The organism is Marinomonas shanghaiensis (assembly GCF_003259175.1).
Lineage (GTDB): Bacteria > Pseudomonadota > Gammaproteobacteria > Pseudomonadales > Marinomonadaceae > Marinomonas > Marinomonas shanghaiensis.
This window is the reverse complement of sequence record NZ_QGOK01000008.1, coordinates 161,446-185,090: the sequence shown is the minus strand read 5'-3', so window position 1 is coordinate 185,090 and position 23,645 is coordinate 161,446. Positions and strand designations below refer to the sequence as shown.

The following is a 23,645-nucleotide window of genomic DNA, read 5'->3' as shown; positions in this document are numbered from 1 at the left end:
CAGCACAACAGTGCGTGGGTATTGACCAATGTTGATGATTTAAAGTAAAGCATTCAATCGAGAAGTTAATGCCTAAATTATATAGGGTTTTGACGGCCTAAAGGCCGACCTACAGGTGATTCATTTTTTGTAGGCCGTGCTTTAGTGCGTCAAGGGTTTTGGTTTGGTGTTATCAGGTTTTTGACGGCCTAAAGGTCGACCGACGAGTTACCCCTTAAAGAAACGCTGCTTAGATCTGGAACTGGCCCACTTCGGTGTCGACTTGTTTGGCCAGTTGGCTGAGTCGTTTGGATTGTTCCACACCCGTTTTACTTTCAGCGGCTAAGTCTGCGGCGACTTGGCGAATGGTTTCGCTGTTTTGGCTTATCTCATGGGTAACGGCGGTTTGTTCTTCGGCTGCGGTGGCAATTTGTGTGGCCATGTCTGAAATGCTAATAATCGCTTTGGCTATTTCTTCTAAGCTTTGTGTGGCGGCATCGGCATCGGCGACGCTGGTTTGAGCTTTCGTACTGCTGTTTTGCATCGAGGTAACGGCTTTCGACGTTTGTTCTTGCAACAGCTCAATCATTTTTTGAATTTCTTCTGTGGAAGCATGAGTGCGCTGGGACAAGGTGCGTACTTCGTCCGCTACGACTGCAAAGCCTCGGCCATGTTCGCCTGCGCGTGCGGCTTCAATGGCGGCGTTTAATGCTAATAAATTGGTTTGTTCTGCGATGCCTGTAATGGTCGATAAAATACCGCTGATTTGCTGGGCGTGGTGATCCAATGCTGAGATTTGCTCGGTAGCCAGGCTCACTTCGTTGGCAAGTTCATACGTCGAGTGACGGCTTTTCTGCACTTGTGCACTGCCTTTATGACCCAATTCAACCGAATGACTGGCGGCTTTGGCGGTTTGCTCTGCATTGCCAGCGATTTCGTGGGTGGCGGCGGCCATTTCGGTCACCGCAGAGGCCACCATGTCGATCTCTTGTTGCTGGGTGGCAACACGCTGGGCGCTTTGGGTTGAGGAGTTCGAGACATTGTGCGCTTCGTCTGCGACGTCTTTGGAGAGGATTTTTAAACGTTCAACCACGCCGTGCATGTGGCCAACAAAATCGTTAAAACCTTGTGCTAATACCCCGATTTCATCATCACGTTTCACTTCTATGCGAGCACGTAAATCACCTTTGCCTTTGGAGATATCTTGCAGGGCGTTAGAGACACGGTTTAAGTCACTGAACAGAACTTTGAACAACCAGTATAGGAAAGCGATAAAACCCATTAATAGAAGCAAAGCGGTGACCATTTGGCGAACCAAGACCTTATAGACAGGAGCCATGAGTTCGCTTTTGTCCATCGTAAAGATCAGCGACCAATCTGTGCCTGGAATGGCTTGTCCATAGGCAAATATCTCTTTTCCGTTTAGGGTTTCTTCCACCAACTTGTCTTCTTTGACCAAGTTAGACAGGAGCCTAGGCGCAAAAATAGAAGCGATAGATTCGGCTTTCTGCATCACCATCTCTCTGTCTGGGTGGGCAATTATGTCGTTGTTGGACGCCACCATCATGGCAAACCCCGACCCTGGGACGTTGAGTTCGCCCACTTGTTTAGACAGTTGATCTAGGCTGAGATTGGCACCGACCATACCAAATTTTTGTCCATTTCGATTAACTGGGTGAGTCAGAATAATAACCAGATCTTTTGTGGTAGAACTGAGATTTGGTCCCAGTATGCTGGCTTTGTCCTTGCTCATGGCATCTTGGTACCAGTTTTGTGCGCGAGGGTCATAATCCGGTCGTTTGGCATCCAAAGCAGGATCTTGGCGATACATTTTACCGTCGTTGTTGCCGTAATAGGTCAGTGCAAACTGGCCACTGTCAAACGCTTGTTTGATCGCGATATAGGGCGATTGATCCGGTGCACGCTCTAAGGTGTTGGCAAGAGAGGCGGCAATCACTTTACGGCTGTTTAACCACTCACTGGTATTATCGCCATAAGCCCCTGCAAAGTGGCGTACGTCTTTCAATAAAGAGTCGCGCATTTGCTGGGTGAGAGATAAGGTGGTTTCGGTAATAAGGTAAGCCGTTGTAATGACGACCGCGAGAATGCTGACACTCAATAGACGAGTGCGCAAAGAAAGAGTCATGCCGGTATCTCCAATAAAAAAAGGCGCGGCACCTTAGCGATGCCAACGCCCAAAGAGGTTTAAGGTGCGCTAAAGCACAAAAGTGATTAGCAAGTTGAATAATAAGGCGGCCGCAAAGCCCAAGGGTGCGGCACGAAACAGTAACTGAGGAAAGAGTTTGTTGCGGCTTTCTTCAGTTGGACAGGCTCCCAGCATCAAACTGCCACCAGAGGAGAAAGGCGAAATAGCCGTGGCCTGTGCACCCACAACGATACAGATGAAGAGCATCATAGGGTCTAGCGATAAACTTTGTGCTATGGACGGTACGATTGGGAAAAGCGCAGGGGTGACCACACCTAAGGTGCTGGCAAACAACGACATAAACGCCGCGACAATCCCAAACACAACAGGTACAAATACCGCTGGGATAGAAGTACCGATCCACGAGGCGAGATCGTCAATGGTGCCTGCTTTGATCGCAACTGAGATCAACATACCCACACCACAAATCATAATAAGCGTTGACCAAGGCACAGAGGCAATGGCTTTGCGTTCGTCGCCTAATTTTAATAACAACGCGATGACAGAGAACACACTGGCGATCAAACCAATGTCCATTTTTGAATTAATGAAGGTGATCGTCTGATTGTCAGGAAGTAAGAGATGTGAAATGGGAGCAAGCAAGACCAATCCCATCATCACAAGCGTGAGTGTCAATGTTTGACGTTGTTCTTTGTTAAAGGGCGTGGGCGCCTCTATTTGAAAGCCACCTTTAGCGATAGTGCTACGGTGTTTTGTGAAAAAAATCAGCGCGGTAATTACGATAAAAGGAATAATCGCGGTGCTTAGAAAAATGCCGATAGAATTGATAAAGGCTTGGTTTTCCGACACCCCGGCGTTGGTCATGATGCCACGGAAAATAATACCGCTTTGGCTAGACATGAAGTTCGCGCCAGTGAGTGCACCATACCCGACTGACATAGAGCCAATCACCATGCTCATGCCAGTACGTTGGCAGAGCAACAAGGTAATGGGCGCCATAAAAGCTAATACCGTGTAGTAACCTGCGCCTAAGGCCGAAATAATCGTTGTGGTAATGAAAATGGCGTAAGGCAATAAATGGGGAAAGTGTCGGCAACGATACATAAGATGCTCGGCCAATTTTTCCAAGGTGCCATTGATGATGGCGAAGCTATAAAACAAAGACACAGAGAAGATAATAAAGAAAATCTTCAGCGGCCACATCTTAATGATGTCGTTTGGGCTCAGTCCAAGCGCAAAACTGCCAATCAAGTAGGCAAAGGCGATGGCAAAAAGCCCGATATTAATGCGGGTCTTATAGCCGAGAATGATGGAGAGGAGAATGGCTCCAACAACGAGTAGACTCATGGTGATTATTTCCTTTTCGTTTTTTTTATTGGATTGTTAAAACGCAAACAGTTTGCTTGGGTTTGTGATGAGAATTTTGTTGCGCTCATCCATGTTGGGCAGTAATGCTTCCATAAAACGGTACTGATTTGGGTAGTCGGTTTGTGCTTCAAATTGTGTATTTGGCCAATCACTGCCCCACAATAAAAAGTCTGAGTGTCCATAAGCTGAGCGCAAAGTGGCTAGCATGGTCTGTGCTTGCTCAAGATTGGCGTCGCAGCGGTAAGCGGCGGAGATCTTCGTCCAAATTGGTGCGCCACTGCTCAGTAAATCTAGAAAATCCCGATGAGCTGGGTTGGATGTTTGAATGCCATGTAAGGTGCGACCAAAATGATCGATAATGATCTCAACACCGGACTTTAAAATAGCCGGTAGAAAACTGGCTAAATCGTCGATTTCTCGCTGAATTTCTACTACCCAGTTGCGCTGTGCCAATTTACTGAAAAAGCTCTGCCACAGCGGTGCCGTGTAATCTTCCAGCGTTTTTTTAATGAGATTAAGACGGATACCTACCACACCCGCTTTGCCCAATTCGTCCAACTCGGCATCACTAATGCTGGGATCGACAACGGCAATGCCTTTTAGTCGTTGGGGGTGTTCGCGTAACGCCGTCAGCATAAAGCCATTGTCAGTGCCCAAAAAGCTAGGCTGAACTAACACGCCATGGGAGATATTGTGATCGGCTAACTGAGCTAAAAACTCTGTGGCTTGCGCATTGTATTCTGGCGCATATCGACGCTGCTCGGCCATAGGAAGATCAGTGCGAAATATGTGCGCATGGGTATCGATGCCAGTGATGACGATTGGCGAAGAAGTGTCTTTTTGAGAATCGTGTTTTGTCATTTTTTATTATTCAAAGTGAGAGATTAGTGTAATTTTTTGTAATTCATATATATGAATATATGTCTATATGATTAATAAGTCAACAATCGTGGACGTTCTGTAACCTGAGCATTAGAATGGAGCCGACTAATAAGAGCTCATCCACAAGAGCTTGTTAACAAAAGCCTATACACAAGAGATGACGATGACTTTTTTCAAGCATGAGCGGGATAAACGTTTGCCGCTGTATCAACAGGTACGTGATGAGTTGCTAGAGAACATCAGCGCAGGGACTTGGTTGCCGGAGCGGCCCATTCCGACAGAAAGTGAATTAACCAAAAGTTATGGCGTGGCCATTGGTACGATCCGTAAGGCGGTGGACACGCTAGTGAACGATGGTTTGCTTTATAGAAGCCAAGGTCGTGGCACGTTTGTGCGTCGACCAGATTTCAACGCTTCGTTGTTTCGTTTTTTTCGTCAAATGTCGTCGGATGGCCGTTTTGTCATGCCGAAAAGCCAACTGTTATCAAAAACGATGAAACCAGCGCCAAAGCAAGTCGCTGATGCATTGAATATTAGAACGTCAGACCGCGCTATTTGCCTTGAACGTCTGCGTTTTTTGGAAGAGCGCGTGGTGCTAACGGAAGAGATTTGGTTGCCTGCGTCGTTATTTAGCCGTCTGATTGATCTCGAATTGTCCGAGTTTGGTAATTTGCTTTATCCGTTTTATGAGCAAGAATGCGGTCAGCTTATCGCGTCAGCGAAAGAAACCTTAACCATTAAGACAGCCAATACGCGCATTGCAGACGCACTGAAAATAGTGGAAAACAGCCCCGTTGCGGTGATTGAACGAGTGGCCTACGGTTACGATAAAACGCCCTTGGAATACCGTATTTCCCATGGTGCTGCTGAAACATTTTGTTATCAAATAGAGATTGCTTAAACCGTTAGATAGTACTTGACCTTACACTGTTGCTAACGCTTACTACTGGTTATGTTATACCGTGCAAATGAGCGGTATTGTATTGTGAATAGAAGGAATTTAAGGCGTTATTATGAAGATTACCGATTTACCCTTTGGCGTAACTGATTGGCAAGGCGTGGAGAAAACCACCCACAAAGGTGAAAGTGGCTTTGCTTACTGGCAGACAAAGCAATTTGGCGATATTCGTGTACGGATCGTCACTTATTCGGCTGGTTATTTAGCCGACCACTGGTGTACTAAAGGTCACATTCTTTTTTGCATGAGTGGCGAGCTGAAAACGGTCTTAAAAGACGGTCGTACCTTTGTTCTGTCCGCTGGCATGAGTTATCAAGTGGCCGACGATGCCGAACCCCATCGTTCTTCCACAACAGAAGGCGCGACTCTTTTTATTGTGGACTGAGCCTTCTACATTGATAGAAGATAGCGCTAAGCGACTTGCCTTGATTATCTAGTTGGTTAAAAAATATGCCAATAATCAACCACTTTCGAAAAATTATTACATATAAATGGCATCGACTTCTTGGCAAGCGGCAAGCATGCCGCTATAATCTGCAACGCTTTTAGGGCCTGTAGCTCAGTTGGTTAGAGCATCCGACTCATAATCGGCAGGTCCCCAGTTCAAGTCTGGGCAGGCCCACCATATAAAATAAGCCTCTAGAGGGTTAGTTAACGCTAACTTCTAGGGGCTTTTTTATTTCTCGTGCTACATAGGTGCTACATATGAAAAATACAAGTTAGAAACAGCGCTTAGCTGAGTCTACTATGTAATGCTTTTCTTGCTATTTTTTCTTGGTTGTCTGAAACTATTTTCAATTTTAAGAGCTTGGAAAAGCCAGTATGGGTGTTCAGACGGTTCTTCTTCGTGGTCTAAAATGGACTGACTTAAGCAACTTTGCCTAAACTCATAATAACTTGATGACTTTGAAAGGTATGGTTTTATTTTTTCAAAGATATTTGAGAATTGAGCGAGGTGCTTTTCAACTAATTTGATAGTTTCCTGTGACCAGTCATCTTTTTGTATGTTGTATATTGCATTGTGTAATGTAGCGTCAATCAAAAGTGTTCCACCTTCAAGATAGTCTGAGCTACTAAAATTAGAGTAGAAATAGACCTCGTCTCCCAAGCTTTCTCTTAGTGCTTTGTAGAGAGATAGGCTTTTCTTGTCATCATCTCCAAGCTTATTGAAGTTCCTTTTTCCTCTATTATAAGCAGTATTGGTTCTTTTTTCATTATATGTGTCTGATGCATGATTTTTACAACAAAGATTCCAGCTACTAAGGGTTACTCTAAAGCAGTATTTGCATATATTAACATTGTTGTTTTCACTTTTATTTACTTCGCTAGTTATAGTCTGGATTCCTACTAATATATCTGCGATTACCAATAGTTCATTATTTATCTCACCTACTCTACTATTAACAGAAAAATTTCTATCTGAAGAAATCCACATGTTAGTTGTTTGAATGAAATCGATAAAGCTATTCAATTTATCGTGTTTCTTTCTCCATTTAGATTCCACCCATAAGATCTCATTTTTTATATTATATAAAATAGAAGATACCATGCTACCTGAGGCATTTTTTTCTTTACTTATATCATCAACTGAACGATTTAATATTTTTTCTAACTCCAATCTGAATAAACTGAAAAAAGATAGCGTGTTGTATCTTTTATCATTGAAGAGAGTAAATCCTTTTTTACTGTCGCAATACTTAATTAAGACCCATATGGATTCTTTAAAACTATCACTAACATCGCCCTCTAAGTGTGAAACTTTGTTTTCAAGTAATTTAGATATTCTTGCTTCTTTTGAAATGTATTTATTGGACAAAATTTAGCCTCTTATACTTTTTGTCAACAATGAAAATGAGCTATCTACTTTCATCATCGTTAGTCTAACGGTGTGGCATTTGATCGCACTATGTATTACAGCAATGGAGATTAATATGGTAGCTGAAAGAAATAAACAATCAGTAGAAAATAAATATAGAGACCGATTACTAAGTCGGAATGAAGCGGCTGAATTTTTGGGTGTACGCCATCAAACGCTGAGCGCTTGGGCTTGTAACGGGCGATACGGACTACGCTTCGTGAAAATTGGACGTCGAGTAATGTATCGCATCAGTGATCTGGAGTCTTTTTTAGATCGCCGGACAATCACTCACACGGGGGAAAAAATGGATGAACTTTAAAGGTTTTCTATCAGACCCCAACGCACCTTTCGATGCATTGCATGGCTCTTTTAAATCTGTGCTGAGGGCTAGGACTACTAGGGTGTAGCTGATTTCAGTTAGAGAATTGATTTCTCAATTCCATTATTAAAAGTTTAATTAATTCAATTGTTTAAAGCGGATTTCATTGAAATCACGCTCAAGGAATTCTTATGTCTAAAAAAAGTGTAAACCGAGCAATCACTGTACGTTTTTCAACGTCAGATTATAACCGCATTGTGCACGATGCTGAACAAAAAAATGAGTCTGTTGCGGAGCATATTCGAGCCATAATTTCCGCTAATCATGAGCAGTTGTCTCTAGATCAGCGGTTCGTAGATTTAGAGCGTCGAATCACGAACAGAATGTTTTCAATTGTATGTGCTGTTGCAAATCTTAGTGATCATGAACGTGAGATTGCTAGACAACGCTTAAATGGAGGTAATCAATGATGAGAGCTACACCAAACGAAAAAGCACAGGATTGGAACTCGATTTTTCTGTTTTTTGGTATCGCCTTTACGTTGCTATTTTGTAGCATCATTTGGCTGACTTGGAATTGGCTTACTGGATGGGGTGCCATCTCAGAATATTACAAATATTTTTTAAGTCTTTTTAAAAAGGTGGCATTAGGTGGTTCTGGTTATGATTGGATTCAGTACTGGAACTGGTTAGAAAGAGAAAATTTAGTATTGCATTTCTATATTCATTTGATTATTCCATTATTATTTTCGTTTCTGGTTTCTTATAAATTAACAAAGAAACTAGCTTGGGAAGAAGGTGGGCGAGATCTTAGTAGGCATGTTGATGGTGCTAAACTTTATATAGGGAGAAAAGCTATATCTATTGCTAAGGTAAAAGCAAAGAAAACTCTAAAAAAGTCAGGAAGAAAAAACAGAGGTATAAATATTTATCCAGATACTGTTCTAACAAAAAAGGATGAGCAGTCCAATATTTTAACCCTTGGTACTGCCGGTGGAGGAAAAACCACAGTAATTCTTCCGATTATAGATCAGGCTATAACGAGAAACGATAAGGTTTTTATTTATGATGAGAAAAAAGAATTTACAACTTTTTTCTTTAATAACAAAACCATTTTGATAGCTCCTTGGGATGATAGATCATTTATTTGGGACATTGCAAAAGACGTTAGAAATGAACATGATGCTGAAATGATTGCTTTTAATTTAATACCAGATAGTAACTCCCAAGATCCTATGTGGCTAAAGGGTGCTCGACTAATTTTTACTGGAATGTTAGTCAGTCTTTTAGAAGAAAAAAACATATGGAGTTGGTCTGATATTAAGCAACGTATTCAGCTATCACAGTCTGAAATGCTGTCTTTATTGCAACGTCACTATCCCATTGCGGCTTCATTTATCGTGGAAGGCTCTAAAACAACACAAGGATTTTACGTCAACCTTATAGCAGAACTTAGCTGGATTGAAACTCTAGCGATTGCATGGGGAGATTCCGATAAACCAAAGTTCTCGATTAGAGAGTGGGTTTGTAGCAATCATAAAAAAGTACCAAACACAGTAATAGTTCAATCTGACCCACGGTATAAATCGATTGGAGCACCACTGTGCAACGCGTTATTGTCATTGATGACAAAGCACTTTTTATCACTACCAATGAAAAATACGCGGGATACGTGGTTGTTTATTGATGAGATGGCAAATTTACCGCCAAATCCAAGTATTAAAATGTGGCTTGAGTTAGCACGCTCACGTGGAGGGAGAGCCGTATTTGGAACTCAATCAATCTCACAAATCAAAAACAATTATGGAGAACATGATGCAGATACGATTTTAAACCTTTTCTCAATCGTTGTTGCTATGCGCATAGGTGGAGCGGGAGGAGACTCGGAATACGTCTCTAACGTTTTTGGTGATCGTATTGTTGAGCGGCCATCACAGGTCGGTAACGAAAAAACATGGCAGCGGTCTAGTGAACCTGTTGTTAGTGAACATGATCTCACACACATTGAAATGCCAACCAAAAAAGGAGTAATTGGTTACCTCATGGTGCCTAGTTGGGAAGGTGTATTTCGTTTGCAGTGGCCGCTTTATAAGAAAAAAACTATTGCGGAGGAGCACGTTCCTGCGGAATGGTTAACTGAACGTCCAAAAAAAGAGAATAAGTCTGAAAATAAATTGTTTGGAGGTCGCTCATAATGCTGACGATCTCTCCGATTAGAACAATTTCATACTATACAGACCTAGCTGCTGAGGACTATTACCTCGGGTCTGGTGAGCCTCCAGGTCAATGGTACGGCCTTGGTTGTCGTCAGCTAAGACTCCACGGAAAATCAGTAGAGAAGAACTCATTGGAAGCTTTGATAAATGGAGGAGCGCCTTCGGGCGCTTCTCTTGTTCAAAATGCTTATTCAGAAAAAAGACGATTAGGTTGGGATAGTACTTTTAGCGCTCCAAAATCGGTCTCTGTTTTGTGGGCGAGAGCAGATGACGATTTAAGGTCAAAAATTCAGGAAGCCCAAACAATAGCTGTAAAACGAGGGATCGATGCACTTGAGCGTTACGCATCATTTACAAGGCGAGGTAAAGGTGGCGAAACGTTAGAACGTACCGCTGGTCTAGTCGCGGCGACTTTTAATCATTGCACTTCTAGGGAGCAAGATCCGCAGCTTCATACACACGCAGTAATCTGTAATGTAGCGCCACGGCTGGATGATTCATGGGGAAGCATTGATTCCCGTAAAATCTATCAGTGGCAAAAAGCAGCGGGTGCGTTATATCGAGCGGAATTAGCAGCACAGATGAAAGAGCTAGGTTTTCAAATCGAAAGAGATGAAGATTCGTTTCATGTCTCTGGTGTTGATAAAGAACTGTGTGAACATTTCTCTAAGCGTTCAAAAAACATACGTGAAGAGCTGGAAAAAAAAGGCGTTTCTTCAAGCGCGAGTAAAGCGGGTGATTTAATCAAACTGGATACCCGAAAAGATAAAGGCTTAGTTGATCATCAGGCATTGTTAAAAAGTTGGCAAGGTGAAATGGATAATATTGGCTTTCATACAGAGACTCTAAAGTCTATACAGACTGAAACTCTTTTGGGTGCTGAGTTACCAGAAGACGATCAAATTCTGTACTCAATTACTGATAAGAGGGCGACTTTTAGGCCTCAAGACCTATTTTATCAAACAGCTATTCAATCCGTTCAGAGCGGAATTAACGCTGCTGAGTGTGAGCAAAACGTTAAGCGGTTGATCAGAGATCAGGAGGTTGTAGAGTTAAGTGCAGAAAATCCGTTTGATCCACAATATACTACTCAATCAGTTTTAAACTGTGAGCGCATGATGGTACAAACCGCTCGTGATTTATCGAGTCGTTTCACTAAAAGTCTATCTGAACCTGAAATTCAAAAAGCTTTGAAAAAGGCTGAGTCGGAGCTCGGTTTTCCTTTTGACGATGAACAAATAGAAGCTGTATACAATGCTCTAAACGGGCCTGATATTTCGATTGTGCAAGGCTCGGCTGGCGCTGGAAAAACGACTTTAATGTTAGCTGCAAGACATGCCTATAACGAGAAGGGCTATAAGGTCTTAGGTGCCAGTATTGCTAAAAAAGCGGCTGATAACCTTCAGGAAGAAACAGGAATCCGATCAGTAACAGTTGCCTCGTTGATTAATAAAATTACGAATGGCACTAACCCTCTATCATCTACAGGCGTTTTAGTTGTCGATGAAGCTGGTCAATTACCTAGTACTGATCTACAAAAGCTAACGCATTGTGCTTATCAGGCCCAGTGTAAATTGATACTGACTGGTGAAGATAAACAATTAGATGCGATCAATAGAGGCGGGTCACTGCGCTATCTATCAAATCCAGAAATAATCGGTACTCAGCGTATTGAAAACATACGCAGGCAACGAACAGCATGGGCTCGTGGGGTAGTGGCAGATTTAAGGGATGGAAAAGCAGAAAAGGCTCTTAAAATGCTTGATGAGAAAGGGTGCCTTCACTTTCATGAGAATGCAGAGAATACTAAAAAAGCCTTAGTAGATGGCTGGCATAAGTATCATAAAGCCAACCCTGACAAAGCCTCTCTTGTCATTGCGCAGCGGTGGAGTGATGTACAGGAAATTAGTAAAGTAATTAGAGATATTCACATATCAGAGGGGCGCGTAGGCCAAGAAAATATTCCACTTTCGTGTAGTGTCGCTGATAAGTCGTTTAAAACGGAATTTTCTAAGGGCGACCGAATTAAATTTTGTCGCAATGATTATAGAAAGCTTGGTGTATCTAATGGTACGTTAGGAACTATAGAGTCTATTCGAGTTGTTGAAAGCGCAAATGTAGAGTTTTCAATAAGAGCGGATGATGGTCGTAAAGTGAGTTTTCTATCTTCAGAATATGCAGATGAAAAAGGGACGAACTTGTGTCATGCATATGCGCTGACAGTATACAGCTCGCAGGGTACAACAGTAGATGGTAATACATTTGTTTATTACACTTCAGGAATGGATAGAGCAAGTGTCTATGTTGCCGCAAGCCGTCATAAAGACGAGTCTCATATTTTCTATAATCACTATGAGATAGGAGAACTTCTTCCTGACTCAAACCGAGACATGTCAATACTAGATGGTAAGAGAGAAGAAATGCTTATTAGTATTATGTCTAAGGAAAACACGGCTAGGTTAGCAATGGAAAATTTTGATATCGAAAAAGATATTGAAGTGTAAAATTGATTTTAATTTTCCAATTAAAACTATTAACTAAATGGAAGTGCGATGACTATAAAGTCGATAAAGATTAAAAATCTATTGTCATTTGATGATTTTTTAATGGACGATATTAATGATTTTAACTGTATTATAGGTAAGAATAATGTAGGGAAATCTAATTTGTTGAAATTGTTGAGGTTTTTCTATAATAGTCTTAACGGTGAAAAGGTTATTTCTCCTGAGCTGAATTCAAAATATGACTCTTTTGGCTCTATTACATTAACATATGATCTTACCAGAATTAAATCGATTGTTAGGTCAAACACAAAAAGTGCCTACCTTAAAAATATCTATAATGTTTTTTTCAAAAATAGTATTACAGATATAGCTAGTTTGTTTGAGTTTTCAGAAAATAAACCTATACTTTTTAGTCTAACTCTTAAAGTTTTTAAAGATGGAGCAATCGTTTGGTCTGATAAAGACTCAAAAAAAAGAGAAGGTGTTTATAATTTATTTCCTTTTTTTGATATTGATTCTAGGCATATAGATTTATATGATTGGAATAAGGTTTGGGATATTGTATGCAAATTGAATACATTCAACCTTAAAGGCTTGTCTAACAATGAGTTGATGGATTTCTTAGACGATAAAATTGCTAATGGTAGCGGCGACTATAAAAAATATGTTCAATCTGTTGAAAAATTAATTGATACAAAAGGCTATAGCTATAGAGATAAGGTTCTTAGTTATATAAAAATAGCATTAAAAGGACATGATTTTGTTCATTTTGGAGAAGATATAAAAACTCAATCTGATGGAACGAATTCACATAAATTTATTGAAATAATGATAACACTGTTAATAAGCCTAACAAGACGAGAATATATTTCTCCGTTTATATTTGTTGATGAGCCTGAAGTTGGTCTTCACCCACGATTAAATGAGCAGTTAATAAATAGAATTTACGATGTATATATGTCATTTAAAAAAACAAAAGATGATGTTGAGGTAGGGAAATATAAGACGCCATATCCCAAAGTGATTCTCTCCACACATTCCCCTAATATTTTAAAACAATGTATAAAGCTTTTCAAAAATAATCAAAGAGTTTACCACTTCACAAAAAAAAGTAAGAAACCTACAAGAATAAATGTGCTTAATTCAACATATTCTGATGCTAGATTTATTAATTCTTTTGGGGATAATGAAGCGAGGTTATTTTTTAGTGATTTTATTTTGTTTGTTGAAGGACAAACTGAAATTGAACTCTTTGGTAATTTTAATCTGTCAAGGAAATTTCCAATTCTAAATAGAATTGATGTTTATGGTGCAAATAATGTCACACTTAAGTATATAGCACCAAGTTATAGTAATGCATCTATTCCATATATGGTTTTATATGATTTGGATAAAATAGTTCAGTTTGATTACAACACTGGAAAGCTTAAATATATTGATGACAATTTTAAACTTAAAGGTGCATTTAATAAAGAAAGATTTTCGCTTTATTCAAATTTTAAAAATGTAGCTCTTTATCATTTAGATTACATATTTACTTTGGATAAAAAAGTATTTTCTTTAGATTCTTTAGGTACTTCTTTTTTAGGTTTTAATAATAAAATTGTAACTAGCAAGTTGAATTTCATTGCAAATAAAAGAGGTTATAATTTTTTAAATGACACAATTGAAGGTTTGTTGATTTGTAATGAGTCAAAATGGATTTTTGAAAGATGGATTGTTAGTTTGGTATTTGGAAAATGCTATCAAGCATCAAAAAACCCTAGAGCTGATATTATAAAGATGAAGTCCAACAGTGCTAATTATATAGAATCATTTAATAAGCTATTCACTTCTCAGGATCGTGGATTTACATGTGATGGTAATGATAAATTATTTTTAGATAATGTGAAAAAAAAGTATCTTCGTGAAGTGAGAAATAAAATTAGATCTATTCTAAATAAAGAAAATGAAGTTGTATTTTATAGACTTATTTTTGAGGGAAAGACAGATAGTTTGATTAGTATTAAAAATAACTCATCCGATAGACTGGACGAAAAAATTCTTAATCTTATAAAACAACTTAAGGAAAATGATCTTAAGGTACTATCTCCTTATATGAAAAAAACTAGTGGTTGGGTGACTGAATTCTTAGATTTTTCAATTTTAGAAATTGAGAAGTTAGATTATAATTACTTCATGCCTAATTTTAAGTTGGCATTTCCTGAGTTATCGTATATTTTAGAGCAAGCTTCTTCTTCGATAGAAGTGGGGGGTGTTCGCACCTGATCGTTTAACGATTCTAGCCCTAATTTACTATCTATCTGTCAACTATGCCTTTAAGTTGCTAGCAACTCACGGTGTGTAAAGATTGTTCATGGTATCGGAGAAGAAGCTTTCCTCATATGTTTAAAAAATTAAACTCTAAAGACCTATTAAATATACTCTCCTCTGATAGTCAGTCTAGGCTAGTTGTTTTAACGCAGTCTTGGCCGATGCTCAATGTTGATGACGTAAAAACTTTAAAATTCAATAACAAAACATTCTTTAGTTTAGTGTCTAGAGTCGAAAGAGATGGATATTTAAAAAAATTAAACTTAAGTTTTTTGAGTAAAATCAAAATAAATTCAGCTTCGGTGGCATATAAAAATGGTAAAAGCTATTTAGATTTTTTTTCACCGCACGTAGAGAACTACAACTTCTTAAGGCTTGATCTAAAATCATTTTTTCATTCTATATCCTATGAAATTATAAAAGAAACATTTGAATCTTACTTTTTAGATGAATATTTCGTTGATAATGGAAAGGAGAAGGGAAAGGAGAAAATAATAGATGTTTTCTTGAATCTGGTTATGCTTAATGTTCCTTCGAGTTATGGAGATTCTTTTATTTCTGGAAGGAGGATTTTACCAATGGGGTTTTCCACTTCTCCATTGATATCCAATATAGTTTTTAGGCGTTTTGATATAGTTATTCACGAGTTTTGTGAAAAGCATAATATAAAGTACTCAAGATATGCTGACGATATGCTTTTTTCTTCAAATATTAGTGATAAAACACTTTTTTCTAATAGATTTCATGAAGAAATTAAATATATTTTAAATAGAGGCGGGTTTAAGCTGAATAATGCAAAAACGATCCAGAGTAAAGGGGTTTTGTCAGTTAATGGTTATGTTATTGATTCGTATCTAGAAAGGAAAGGGCTAAGATTATCGTCAAGTAAATTGAAGAATATAAATAAAATCATTCACGCTCTAAAAAAGGGGTGGTCGTATGAAATCATTTTGAAAAAATATGCAAAAAAAGATTTTGATAAGACTAACTATTATAATAAAGGTATCTCAAAGTACAGGAGCGAATATGAAAAAAGTCAAATTTTAAATTTATTGGTTGGTTATAGATCATATTTGATATCATTTCATGAGTTTGATAGAAAAGATAGATCTATTGATAATGATTTTTTAGTTGTAAGTGGTAAAATAATAAAATCTATAGAAAAAGCAATTAATAAAATTTATAAAGATAGGAAGTTATAAAAAATATGAAAATCAATTCTTAGGTTGATTTTCTTTTAATTTAATTAAATGATTTTCAATTTCCTGAGATGGTATTCTCAATTCTTCTGAGGTTAAGATGGAGTAGCCTGCAGTAACATCGTTTCTTTGAGTTTTGTGATTAAGTAATCTTTTTATAGTGTAAGTTCCTATCCTTAATATTTCAGCTGAGCTTGTAAATGTTCTTCTAAGGTCATGAAGTGTAAAGTTAATCTCTGTTTCATCTATAATTTTCTGTATTGATTTTTTGGGCTCTCGAACATATCCATAGTCGTTATCTGCTTGAAAAACATAATCATTGTTGGTCATTTCCTTGCGTCTTTCAAAAATAGAATGTAAATGATCTGCCATTGGTAGTTCTAACGCATCACCATTTTTTGTCTCTAAAATTCGGAAAGTTCGTTCTTCAAGGTTTACCTGTTCCCATTTCAAGTTTAGTAGTTCTGATTTTCTTAATCCTGTGAATAGGGCTATTTCAACAAAGTCACAGACCGCAAACAAAAATGTGTCTGCGGTTTCACGAATCGTATTTAAGCCGCTCAATAATTTAGGGATTTCAGATCGAGTCAGACGTGTTTGCTTTCGTGGTACGTGATTCCATTGTCTTTTATGGCTTAGTATCTGAACGGGATTATAGAGAAAGATTGGTCTATCTTGGGCGTTTTTATATTCGAATTGAGCAAAGTTGTACAAAGCTCTGAGTACTCTCATGCAATAGTCGGCTTGCGCTCGACTAGTGCATGAGAGACTCGCGTGTTTTTCTTTGATCATACTCTCTGTAATGTCTGCAAGAGCCGATTTATGCCAGTCAGCAAGATAGGATCGCATTATTTGGTTATAGCCTCGTAAGCTCGACTCAGACAGCTCCTTTTGTGATATGTAGTCATCATAAACTTCTATAAGTGTGATTTTTGACTTGGCATCGGCTTTTGCTTGTTCATTTGGGTTGATGCCATGTGCAAGCTTGGATAATTCCTCTAGTGCTTTTTTTCGAGCGTTTTCAATAGTCAAAGAAGGGAATTGACCTAATGTAATGCTTACAGGAGAGGTATGCCCTTTGAGGCGTTTGTAGACACGAAACGATTTTCTACCAGAGGGAAGCACTTCTATTACTAAACCATCGACCTTGGCGTCTTGAATGCGCTGTCTTTTATCTGACGGCTCTATGGCGGAAATGATCTCTTTAGTGAACTTCAGTTTCATATGATACCTAAATTACGTGCTACAAATGTGCTACATAATCTATCAATATAGGTATAGTTAAGTAAAGTTTAATAAAACTGTTTAAAATTTAAATAATTGATTTATAAGTATAAATATATTTTTATCAATCTGCGTGAAGCTGCATCAACCAATAGGGATTAAAACTCATAATCGGCAGGTCCCCAGTTCAAGTCTGGGCAGGCCCACCATATAAAATAAGCCCCGATAGGTTAGTGAAAACTGACGTATCGGGGCTTTTTTATTGTCTGCATTTTGAATGGGTTAGTCGATAATCACCGGTAAAGGGGTGAAGCCATCTTGTCGGGCTAAAGCCGCGACCTACAAAGCCGTAATCTAGGTTGTTCATTTATATCAACAAAACACGCATCACAACATATTACTACTTTTTGATTTGGTTTGTCTGATTGTGTTTTTTAACACCATAGGGATTAAAATGTCTTCTAGGGTAAACTGTTTATTAAGACCCGAGATGAAATGAGTAAGCAGGTGTTTATGACGGATAAGAAAACAGCATTGTCAGGGTTAAAGGGGGAGGTTTTCCTGTTAACCGATCAGCATAAGTCTTTTGCGTCGGCGCAGATTGAGTTGCTGGTGGCGATTGAGGCGTGTGGTTCTATTTCCAAGGCGGCGAAGCAGGTGGGGATCAGTTATAAAACGGCGTGGGATCGTATTGATGCGATGAATAATATGTCCAGTCAGCCTTTGGTGGTCCGCTCTACGGGTGGTGCGCAAGGCGGTGGGACGCGGCTGACGGAATTGGGGCACAAAGTGATTGCGGGTTTTCAAGCTTTGCAAGAAGAGCATCAGCACTTTATTGCCCGTCTTGGGGATAAGTTACATAGCCTAAATGACGTGGCGAGTTTTATGAGAGGGGAGAGGATGAAAACCAGTGCTAGAAACCAATTTCGCGGTACGGTGAGCCATATTACGCTTGGCGCGGTGAATGCTGAAGTGGAGCTGGATATTGGCACTGATCAATCGATCATCGCGATGATCACTCAGGAAAGCGTTGAGCAGCTTGGCTTGGAGGAAGGCAGTGACGTGGTGGCCTTGATTAAAGCTTCTTCGGTGATTTTGAGTACAAATACCGACATTATGACCAGCGCTCGAAACAAGCTGATCGGTACGGTTTCACGTTTGTTGCCCGGCGCGGTGAACACGGACGTGACGATAGACATTGGTGGTGGCAAGTCAGTATCGGCAATGATTACTAATGTGAGTGCGACAGAGCTGGCATTGGAACCAGGCATGACAGCCTGTGCATTATTTAAAGCCCCCAGTGTTATTTTGCTGAAAGACGCGTGATGCGGTTTTGGTTATCTGACCAAGGCGACGCTTTTGATTTGTGCCCAGAGTGTTTTTCCTGCTGTTAAGGCGAGGTGATCTACGGATCGGTAGGTTAAGCGGGCAATGAGCGTATTTTGCTCGGTTTTTAGTTTAATGAGTGCCATGGCTGGGTCTTGGTCGGGAACGATGTCTAGCACAGTGACGGGCAATTTATTGACTATGCTGGAGTCGTCATGGTGAGTGAGTGTTAAGCTGACGTCGGTGGCGAGTATGCGTACTCGAATCGTTTGACCTAGAGCGTCGCCGTTGTTACGTAGCCATAGTTCAGTGCCAGAGCAAGACACTTTTGATAAGTGCCATTTGTCATCTTGTTCGACAATCTTGCCTTGCCAAATGACGCTGGTGTCATGATTCATGAGAAGTGGTGATTTTAACTGGGAGAAAACGTCTGCTACTGACCCTTGTGTGGCGACTTGGCCGTTGTGCATCAGCACCACATGATCCGCAAGACGCATGACTTCTTCAACCGAATGGCTGACGTATAAAATCGGTGTTTTGAGGGTCGATTTCAGCTTTTCTAGATAAGGTAAAATCTCATGTTTTCTGGCGTTATCTAACGAAGCCAAGGGTTCATCCATCAGTAATAATGTCGGTTGAATCAATAAAGCGCGCGCGATGGCAACTCGTTGCTTTTCGCCACCAGACAGTTGCTGTGAGTTGTTTGCTAGTATGGATTCAATGCCCATTAAGTTGATGACTTGGTCATATAAATGAGCTGGTAAAGGAATACCGCTGCGCTTTATGGCGTAATCCAAATTGCCTTTCGCCGTTAGATGAGGGAAGAGGCTAGATTCTTGAAACACATATCCCAATGACCGTTTGTGTGTTGGTAAAAAAGATGTGTCGCTTTGCCATGTTTCCCCCTTCATTACAAAATGCCCTTGCTGCGCTTTTTCTAACCCCGCAATACAACGCAATAGAGTTGTTTTCCCTGAGCCTGATTCGCCGAAGATAGCGGTGACGCCACTGTCCGGCAGCGTGAGATCGACGTTTAAAGCAAAGCGAGATTTTGAGTGTTGCAGATGAAACTTAGCCTGCAAGCCTTGTTTTGCATTTTTCATTCTGGTGTTTTTAATGGTCATTATTATTTCGCTCCCCAGAGTGTGTTTTTTCGTTGGAAGCTATACAGGCTGAGTAGGACTAAAAAAGAAAAAATGATCATGATGGCAGCAAGTTTGTGAGCTTGGTCATATTCTAGTGCTTCGACGTGGTCGTAGATTTGTACCGACACGACTCGCGTTTGCCCTGGGATATTGCCGCCAATCATTAAGACAACGCCAAACTCACCAACGGTATGAGTAAAGCCCAAAATTGCTGCGGTAATAAAGCCCGGTTTGGCAAGAGGCAAGACGACGGTAAAAAAACGGTCCCAGCTTCCTGCTCGTAAAGTGGCGGCCACTTCCAATGGCCTTTCTCCGATGGCTTCAATGGCGTTTTGTATGGGTTGCACGACAAAAGGTAGGGAATAAAATACCGACGCCACGATCAATCCCCAAAAGGTAAAGGGCAGGGTTCCTAAGCCGAGTTCTTGGGTTAATTGGCCAATAAAGCCGTTTGGCCCCATGGCGATTAAAAGGTAAAAACCCAATACGGTTGGCGGTAACACCAGAGGTAAGGCAACAATGGCACTAATTGGCCCTTTTAAGCGCGAACGCGTACGTGCCAGCCACCAAGCGATTGGGGTGCCGATCAACAGTAAAATAACAGTGACCGTTGTCGCCACTCTAAAAGTGAGCCAAATGGCTTCTAGGTCAGACGGAGAAAGCATTTTATGGGGTTATTCCGTTTGGTAGCCGTATGAGTGAATGATGCTACGGGCTTTGTCACTGCGTAGATAGTCAAGTAGACCTTGTGCCGCGACGTTGTGTTCTGCGCTTTTTAACAGTACCGCATCTTGGCGTATTGGGCTGTATTGATCCGTGGGGATAATCCAGCTTGAGCCTGATTTAATTTGCCCTTGGCTCATGATTTGTGATAGAGCCACAAAGCCTAGGTCTGCATTTCCTGTGCTGACAAATTGATAGGTTTGTGAAATATTTTCGCCCATTACCCATTTTTCTTTCGTTGATTCTGTGAGCCCTAGGCCCGCTAACACTTCCATGGCTGCAACGCCATAAGGCGCCAGTTTTGGGTTGGCCAATGCGACTTTATTGAAGTCGCCGCTTTTTAAATGGGCGTCATTGTTATCGATAAAATTTGGCTTAGCAGACCACAAAGCTAGGGCGCCAATGGCATAGGTGAAGCGGCTATTTGCAGCGACTAAGCCGGCTTTTTCCAGTGCGTCTGGTTTGTTTTGATCCGCGGATAAAAACACTTGAAAAGGCGCGCCGTGTTGAATTTGAGCGACGAATTTACCTGAGGAGCCAAAGGTGAGTACGACCTTGTTACCCGATTCGGCTTCGTATTGTTGGGCGATGTCTTTCATGGCATCCGTGAAGTTAGAGGCGACAGCAGCATAGACCGCTTCCGCGTAGACGGAAGGGCTAACGAGCAATACGCTAAACACGATACTGCTGAGTGCAAGACATTGTCGCATGGCGTTATTTCCTATGGTGTTGGTGATAAATGGGATCGTTATCGGTTCGTTGTATATTGCGATATATAACGCTATGGTGCAAGTCTGGTCGCGTGGTCGATTTTTACTTTTTTTATTTTTTGTCTTCTAGATACATTTGGATATCTACTTCGTCTATTTGGTTTTCGGGTAGGAATTTTTCCGCGTATTTTAAGTGAGTACCGCTACTAAGAAAGAAGCGGAATAGCTGGAGATCTAGGTGGCCTTCTAGGCACATCTTGTACATGATGTCGATGGCAGCGCTGATTGGTTTGGCCTTTTTATAGGGACGATCTGAGGCGGTGAGGGCTTCGAAGACATCGGCGATCATCAAGACTCTGTCGGGAATGCTCAGTTGCTCTGCATTGAGTTTTCGTGGGTAACCTTGGCCATCCATTCTTTCGTGGTGAGTGGAGGCATAATGCGGGACACGACTGAGCTCGGGTGGGAAAGGTAGGCTTTCGAGCATGGTGATGGTGCTGATAATGTGTTCATTGATTTTAAATCGGTCTTCTTCGGTCAGTGTGCCTTTTTGTATGATGAGGTTGTAGATTTCACCTTGGTTATATTGGTGTTCTGGTATGTCCATTTTGATGCCTAATAATGGATCGAATGTTATTTCTTTGAAGCGCGGAATAATGTGCTCGGGTTTATCCGATAACAGGCTTTCGGTGATGCCATGTGCTGGTGTTTCTTCGTTGTTTAGATGGCCAGCTTGGGCTTGTTCGGCACGCATTGTTTCTTCTGCAGGCGATAAACCTAAGCGATTATCAAAGTGTCGTGTCCATGTCTGCGCGCCAATGTCTTTGATTTTCTGTTGGTCTTCTTTACTCATGAATTCACTGCCAATATTGGCTTTGGCAATAAAGGCAAACTGCTCTTGCAAGTCGTTTTGGCGTGCTTGCCAGGTGGCTAAGGCGGCGTTGGGGTCCTGTTGTTGTGTGTGTATCGCATGTAAGTAATCAATTTCAGCGTCGCGCCATAAGACTTCAAAGCGAGTGCGGATTTCATGAATGCGATTATAGAGACATTCCAGCTTGGATCCCTTGTCCATGATGTGTTCGGGCATGGTGATTTTGCCGCAATCATGCAGCCAAGCGGCAAGGTGGAACTCTAAGCGTTCATTGGCATTGGCAAACTGGAAGTCTTTATAAGGGCCTTCTTGGGTGTGTTCTAGGGCTTCGGACAGCATGAGACCCAGTTCTGGTACTCGATAACAATGTCCGCCCGTATGAGCCGATTTATTGTCAATGGCGGTGGCGATTAGGCGAATTAAGGCCTCTAAAAATTCTTTTAAGCTTTCCTCATGTTGCTTGATATCTTGCGACATGGAAACAAAGGCGTTAGACAGTTGCCAGATTTCTTTAATGTGCGAGTCTGTAAAGGTGACATCATCAAACTGACGCTGTTTGATTTTTTCTGTTTCGCGTTGCAGTTGTCGAATAGGGCGCACGATCGGCGCGCTGAATAGCCAGATAATGGGTAATAAAACAAGCATCACGACGGCGCTCAATAAGGTGGTATTGAGTGCTTCTTTGGTGGCCTGATGAAACAGCAGATCCTTAGGCAACAGCATGGTGAGGTATTGCCTGGTGAGTATGTCGTTACCGATGGCAGTGACAAACACATAATATGGCTGATGGTCTTCTTTTTCGATCAGGATGGGCTGTTGTGCATTTGGGTCATTGGCTAGATCGATTAAACGTTTTAGCGGTGTGCCCAAATAGTCTTGTAAGGATGGATGGGGAACGGTTTTGTCTGATGAATCATCGCGCGTCATGTTTGAGGCAATGATATTGCCATCATGGTTCACTAAGATGGCTTGTTCTTGACCATTGAAAAAACTAGATGAAGATAAGGTAAGTTGCTCTGATAGGGAAGAGAGCAGTATGTCGAGGCCGATGACCTGTTCTGTGTTGCGAATTCTTTTCGCATAGGTTTGCCCCGATATCTGTAAGTGCTGAAAAAGATAGGGCTCTGTTTTGTTAATGTGATTTTGCTCTGATGCTGCAAACCATGGCCGTTTTGTCGGGTAGAAATGGCTGCTTTCGATATTTTGATGGTTTAAGCGCAAGGTATCAGAGTAGTAATAGGTGCGGCGTAGGCGATCTTCTCCACGGCCTGATATATCGACCGCGGCCCAGCGATCATTGGGGCCAGCGGACATTCTTTGTCGAATGTCTTTGGCGGAATCCAAATTAACTATTTGGAAAAAATTCTCTTGTTTGTCGCCAATATAAAGACTGTATAACTCGGGTCGTTCAAGTAAAAAGGCGGTTAGTAAACTGCTTTTCTCTTCAATACTGGTGTCTGATAAGTCTGAATCGATGAGCTCTGCTAGGAGATTAACGGTTTGTATTGCGTCTTTTTCTAGACTGTGAACACTGTCTCTCATATGAGCTGACAGTAAATTCATGCTAGACAGCACGTGAGCAACGACCATATTTTTACTGGCATTGTATTGCAAGGAAATGGCGATACCCGCGGTAATCAAAATAGCCATCAGGAACATATTGGCAACGAGTATTCTGATCGGGAAGCGTCTGAGCATAGGCTTTTCAATCGTCACTATTTACATCCATGGTCTATAGGTTGAGGTTGTGTTAAGGGGGCGCGGCTGTCTTTTAATAGAAGTTTAATTTGACGGTTTTTGCAAATCATTAGCGAGTATAATGAGCATTTTTGACGGGTTTATGAAAAGAAAGCTTTCTTATTTGTTTTTCTTATATAAGTTAAT

The 23,645-nt window shown here is 40.8% G+C and carries 18 protein-coding genes and 1 tRNA gene; 10 read left to right on the top strand and 9 right to left on the bottom strand.

Going from position 1 to position 23,645, the window contains the following annotated elements; genetic code table 11:
• Positions 1–229: 229 nt before the first annotated feature.
• From DKT73_RS08775 to DKT73_RS08765, 3 genes are all read right to left on the bottom strand, one after another.
• Positions 230–2,125, bottom strand: a complete 1,896-nt coding sequence (locus DKT73_RS08775) for a methyl-accepting chemotaxis protein (protein ID WP_111638178.1) — start codon at positions 2,123–2,125, stop codon at positions 230–232.
• 69 nt (positions 2,126–2,194) lie between these two features.
• Positions 2,195–3,493: an SLC13 family permease gene (locus DKT73_RS08770; RefSeq protein WP_111638177.1), complete on the bottom strand. Its 1,299-nt coding sequence runs from the start codon at positions 3,491–3,493 to the stop codon at positions 2,195–2,197.
• A 36-nt stretch (positions 3,494–3,529) separates the two neighbouring features.
• Positions 3,530–4,375, bottom strand: coding sequence for an amidohydrolase family protein (locus DKT73_RS08765; RefSeq protein ID WP_111638176.1), 846 nt, complete (start codon positions 4,373–4,375; stop codon positions 3,530–3,532).
• Positions 4,376–4,559: 184 nt separating this feature from the next.
• Here DKT73_RS08765 and DKT73_RS08760 point away from each other — a divergent pair, with 184 nt between their 5' ends.
• The 3 genes from DKT73_RS08760 (at position 4,560) to DKT73_RS08750 (ending at position 5,979) form a co-directional block, all read left to right on the top strand.
• On the top strand, positions 4,560–5,297 hold the full coding sequence (locus tag DKT73_RS08760; protein ID WP_111638175.1) for a GntR family transcriptional regulator: 738 nt from the start codon (positions 4,560–4,562) through the stop codon (positions 5,295–5,297).
• Between the two features lie 112 nt (positions 5,298–5,409).
• The gene (locus DKT73_RS08755) at positions 5,410–5,739 is read left to right on the top strand and encodes a DHCW motif cupin fold protein (protein WP_111608850.1); all 330 of its coding nucleotides are present in this window, start codon (positions 5,410–5,412) and stop codon (positions 5,737–5,739) included.
• 163 nt (positions 5,740–5,902) lie between these two features.
• Positions 5,903–5,979 (top strand) — tRNA-Ile (locus tag DKT73_RS08750).
• 120 nt (positions 5,980–6,099) lie between these two features.
• Here the strand turns inward: DKT73_RS08750 and DKT73_RS08745 are convergent.
• Positions 6,100–7,170: a hypothetical protein gene (locus DKT73_RS08745; RefSeq protein ID WP_111638174.1), complete on the bottom strand. Its 1,071-nt coding sequence runs from the start codon at positions 7,168–7,170 to the stop codon at positions 6,100–6,102.
• Between the two features lie 115 nt (positions 7,171–7,285).
• Between DKT73_RS08745 and DKT73_RS08740 the strand changes: the two genes are divergently transcribed.
• The 6 genes from DKT73_RS08740 (at position 7,286) to DKT73_RS08715 (ending at position 15,765) form a co-directional block, all read left to right on the top strand.
• Entirely contained in the window at positions 7,286–7,531 is a 246-nt protein-coding gene (locus DKT73_RS08740) for a helix-turn-helix domain-containing protein (RefSeq protein ID WP_111638173.1), read from the top strand.
• 191 nt (positions 7,532–7,722) lie between these two features.
• A complete protein-coding gene (locus tag DKT73_RS08735) occupies positions 7,723–8,001 on the top strand; it encodes a hypothetical protein (RefSeq protein ID WP_111638172.1) in 279 nt (92 codons plus the stop codon).
• Positions 7,998–9,725 carry a type IV secretion system DNA-binding domain-containing protein gene (locus DKT73_RS08730; protein WP_111638171.1) on the top strand — a complete coding sequence of 576 codons (1,728 nt, stop codon included), beginning with the start codon at positions 7,998–8,000 and terminating at the stop codon, positions 9,723–9,725. Before DKT73_RS08735 ends, DKT73_RS08730 begins: the two co-directional genes overlap by 4 nt.
• A complete protein-coding gene (gene mobF / locus DKT73_RS08725) occupies positions 9,725–12,250 on the top strand; it encodes a MobF family relaxase (protein ID WP_111638170.1) in 2,526 nt (841 codons plus the stop codon). The genes DKT73_RS08730 and mobF overlap by 1 nt, the downstream gene beginning before the upstream one ends.
• Positions 12,251–12,298: 48 nt before the next feature.
• The gene (locus DKT73_RS08720) at positions 12,299–14,518 is read left to right on the top strand and encodes a retron Eco8 family effector endonuclease (protein ID WP_111638169.1); all 2,220 of its coding nucleotides are present in this window, start codon (positions 12,299–12,301) and stop codon (positions 14,516–14,518) included.
• 116 nt (positions 14,519–14,634) lie between these two features.
• Positions 14,635–15,765 (top strand): reverse transcriptase family protein, encoded by a 1,131-nt coding sequence (locus tag DKT73_RS08715; RefSeq protein WP_111638168.1) that lies wholly within the window; start codon positions 14,635–14,637, stop codon positions 15,763–15,765.
• A 12-nt stretch (positions 15,766–15,777) separates the two neighbouring features.
• Here the strand turns inward: DKT73_RS08715 and DKT73_RS08710 are convergent, their stop codons facing one another.
• The gene (locus DKT73_RS08710; RefSeq protein ID WP_111638167.1) at positions 15,778–16,986 is read right to left on the bottom strand and encodes a tyrosine-type recombinase/integrase; all 1,209 of its coding nucleotides are present in this window, start codon (positions 16,984–16,986) and stop codon (positions 15,778–15,780) included.
• A 513-nt stretch (positions 16,987–17,499) separates the two neighbouring features.
• Here DKT73_RS08710 and DKT73_RS08705 point away from each other — a divergent pair.
• Entirely contained in the window at positions 17,500–18,312 is an 813-nt protein-coding gene (locus DKT73_RS08705; protein WP_111638187.1) for a molybdenum-dependent transcriptional regulator ModE, read from the top strand.
• Between the two features lie 11 nt (positions 18,313–18,323).
• On the opposite strand, the gene modC is transcribed toward DKT73_RS08705, so the two are convergent.
• The 4 genes from modC to DKT73_RS20275 form a co-directional block, all read right to left on the bottom strand.
• Positions 18,324–19,436, bottom strand: a complete 1,113-nt coding sequence (gene modC, locus DKT73_RS08700; protein WP_111638166.1) for a molybdenum ABC transporter ATP-binding protein — start codon at positions 19,434–19,436, stop codon at positions 18,324–18,326.
• A 2-nt stretch (positions 19,437–19,438) separates the two neighbouring features.
• On the bottom strand, positions 19,439–20,122 hold the full coding sequence (gene modB / locus DKT73_RS08695; protein ID WP_111638165.1) for a molybdate ABC transporter permease subunit: 684 nt from the start codon (positions 20,120–20,122) through the stop codon (positions 19,439–19,441).
• Positions 20,123–20,131: 9 nt separating this feature from the next.
• A complete protein-coding gene (modA, locus tag DKT73_RS08690; RefSeq protein ID WP_111638164.1) occupies positions 20,132–20,890 on the bottom strand; it encodes a molybdate ABC transporter substrate-binding protein in 759 nt (252 codons plus the stop codon).
• 112 nt (positions 20,891–21,002) lie between these two features.
• A complete protein-coding gene (locus DKT73_RS20275) occupies positions 21,003–23,477 on the bottom strand; it encodes an HD domain-containing phosphohydrolase (RefSeq protein ID WP_232827825.1) in 2,475 nt (824 codons plus the stop codon).
• Between the last annotated feature and the right edge of the window lie 168 nt (positions 23,478–23,645).

Bases quoted from the DNA above. Each gene is read 5' to 3' on its own strand.
- DKT73_RS08740 (WP_111638173.1), top strand. From the start codon at position 7,286: ATGGTAGCTGAAAGAAATAAACAATCAGTAGAAAATAAATATAGAGAC.
- DKT73_RS08720 (WP_111638169.1), top strand. From the start codon at position 12,299: ATGACTATAAAGTCGATAAAGATTAAAAATCTATTGTCATTTGATGAT.
- DKT73_RS08735 (WP_111638172.1), top strand. From the start codon at position 7,723: ATGTCTAAAAAAAGTGTAAACCGAGCAATCACTGTACGTTTTTCAACG.
- DKT73_RS08705 (WP_111638187.1), top strand. From the start codon at position 17,500: ATGACGGATAAGAAAACAGCATTGTCAGGGTTAAAGGGGGAGGTTTTC.
- modC (WP_111638166.1), bottom strand. From the start codon at position 19,436: ATGACCATTAAAAACACCAGAATGAAAAATGCAAAACAAGGCTTGCAG.
- mobF (WP_111638170.1), top strand. From the start codon at position 9,725: ATGCTGACGATCTCTCCGATTAGAACAATTTCATACTATACAGACCTA.
- DKT73_RS08715 (WP_111638168.1), top strand. From the start codon at position 14,635: ATGTTTAAAAAATTAAACTCTAAAGACCTATTAAATATACTCTCCTCT.
- DKT73_RS08730 (WP_111638171.1), top strand. From the start codon at position 7,998: ATGATGAGAGCTACACCAAACGAAAAAGCACAGGATTGGAACTCGATT.
- modA (WP_111638164.1), bottom strand. From the start codon at position 20,890: ATGCGACAATGTCTTGCACTCAGCAGTATCGTGTTTAGCGTATTGCTC.
- DKT73_RS08775 (WP_111638178.1), bottom strand. From the start codon at position 2,125: ATGACTCTTTCTTTGCGCACTCGTCTATTGAGTGTCAGCATTCTCGCG.
- DKT73_RS08765 (WP_111638176.1), bottom strand. From the start codon at position 4,375: ATGACAAAACACGATTCTCAAAAAGACACTTCTTCGCCAATCGTCATC.
- DKT73_RS08760 (WP_111638175.1), top strand. From the start codon at position 4,560: ATGACTTTTTTCAAGCATGAGCGGGATAAACGTTTGCCGCTGTATCAA.
- DKT73_RS08755 (WP_111608850.1), top strand. From the start codon at position 5,410: ATGAAGATTACCGATTTACCCTTTGGCGTAACTGATTGGCAAGGCGTG.
- DKT73_RS08710 (WP_111638167.1), bottom strand. From the start codon at position 16,986: ATGAAACTGAAGTTCACTAAAGAGATCATTTCCGCCATAGAGCCGTCA.
- DKT73_RS08770 (WP_111638177.1), bottom strand. From the start codon at position 3,493: ATGAGTCTACTCGTTGTTGGAGCCATTCTCCTCTCCATCATTCTCGGC.
- modB (WP_111638165.1), bottom strand. From the start codon at position 20,122: ATGCTTTCTCCGTCTGACCTAGAAGCCATTTGGCTCACTTTTAGAGTG.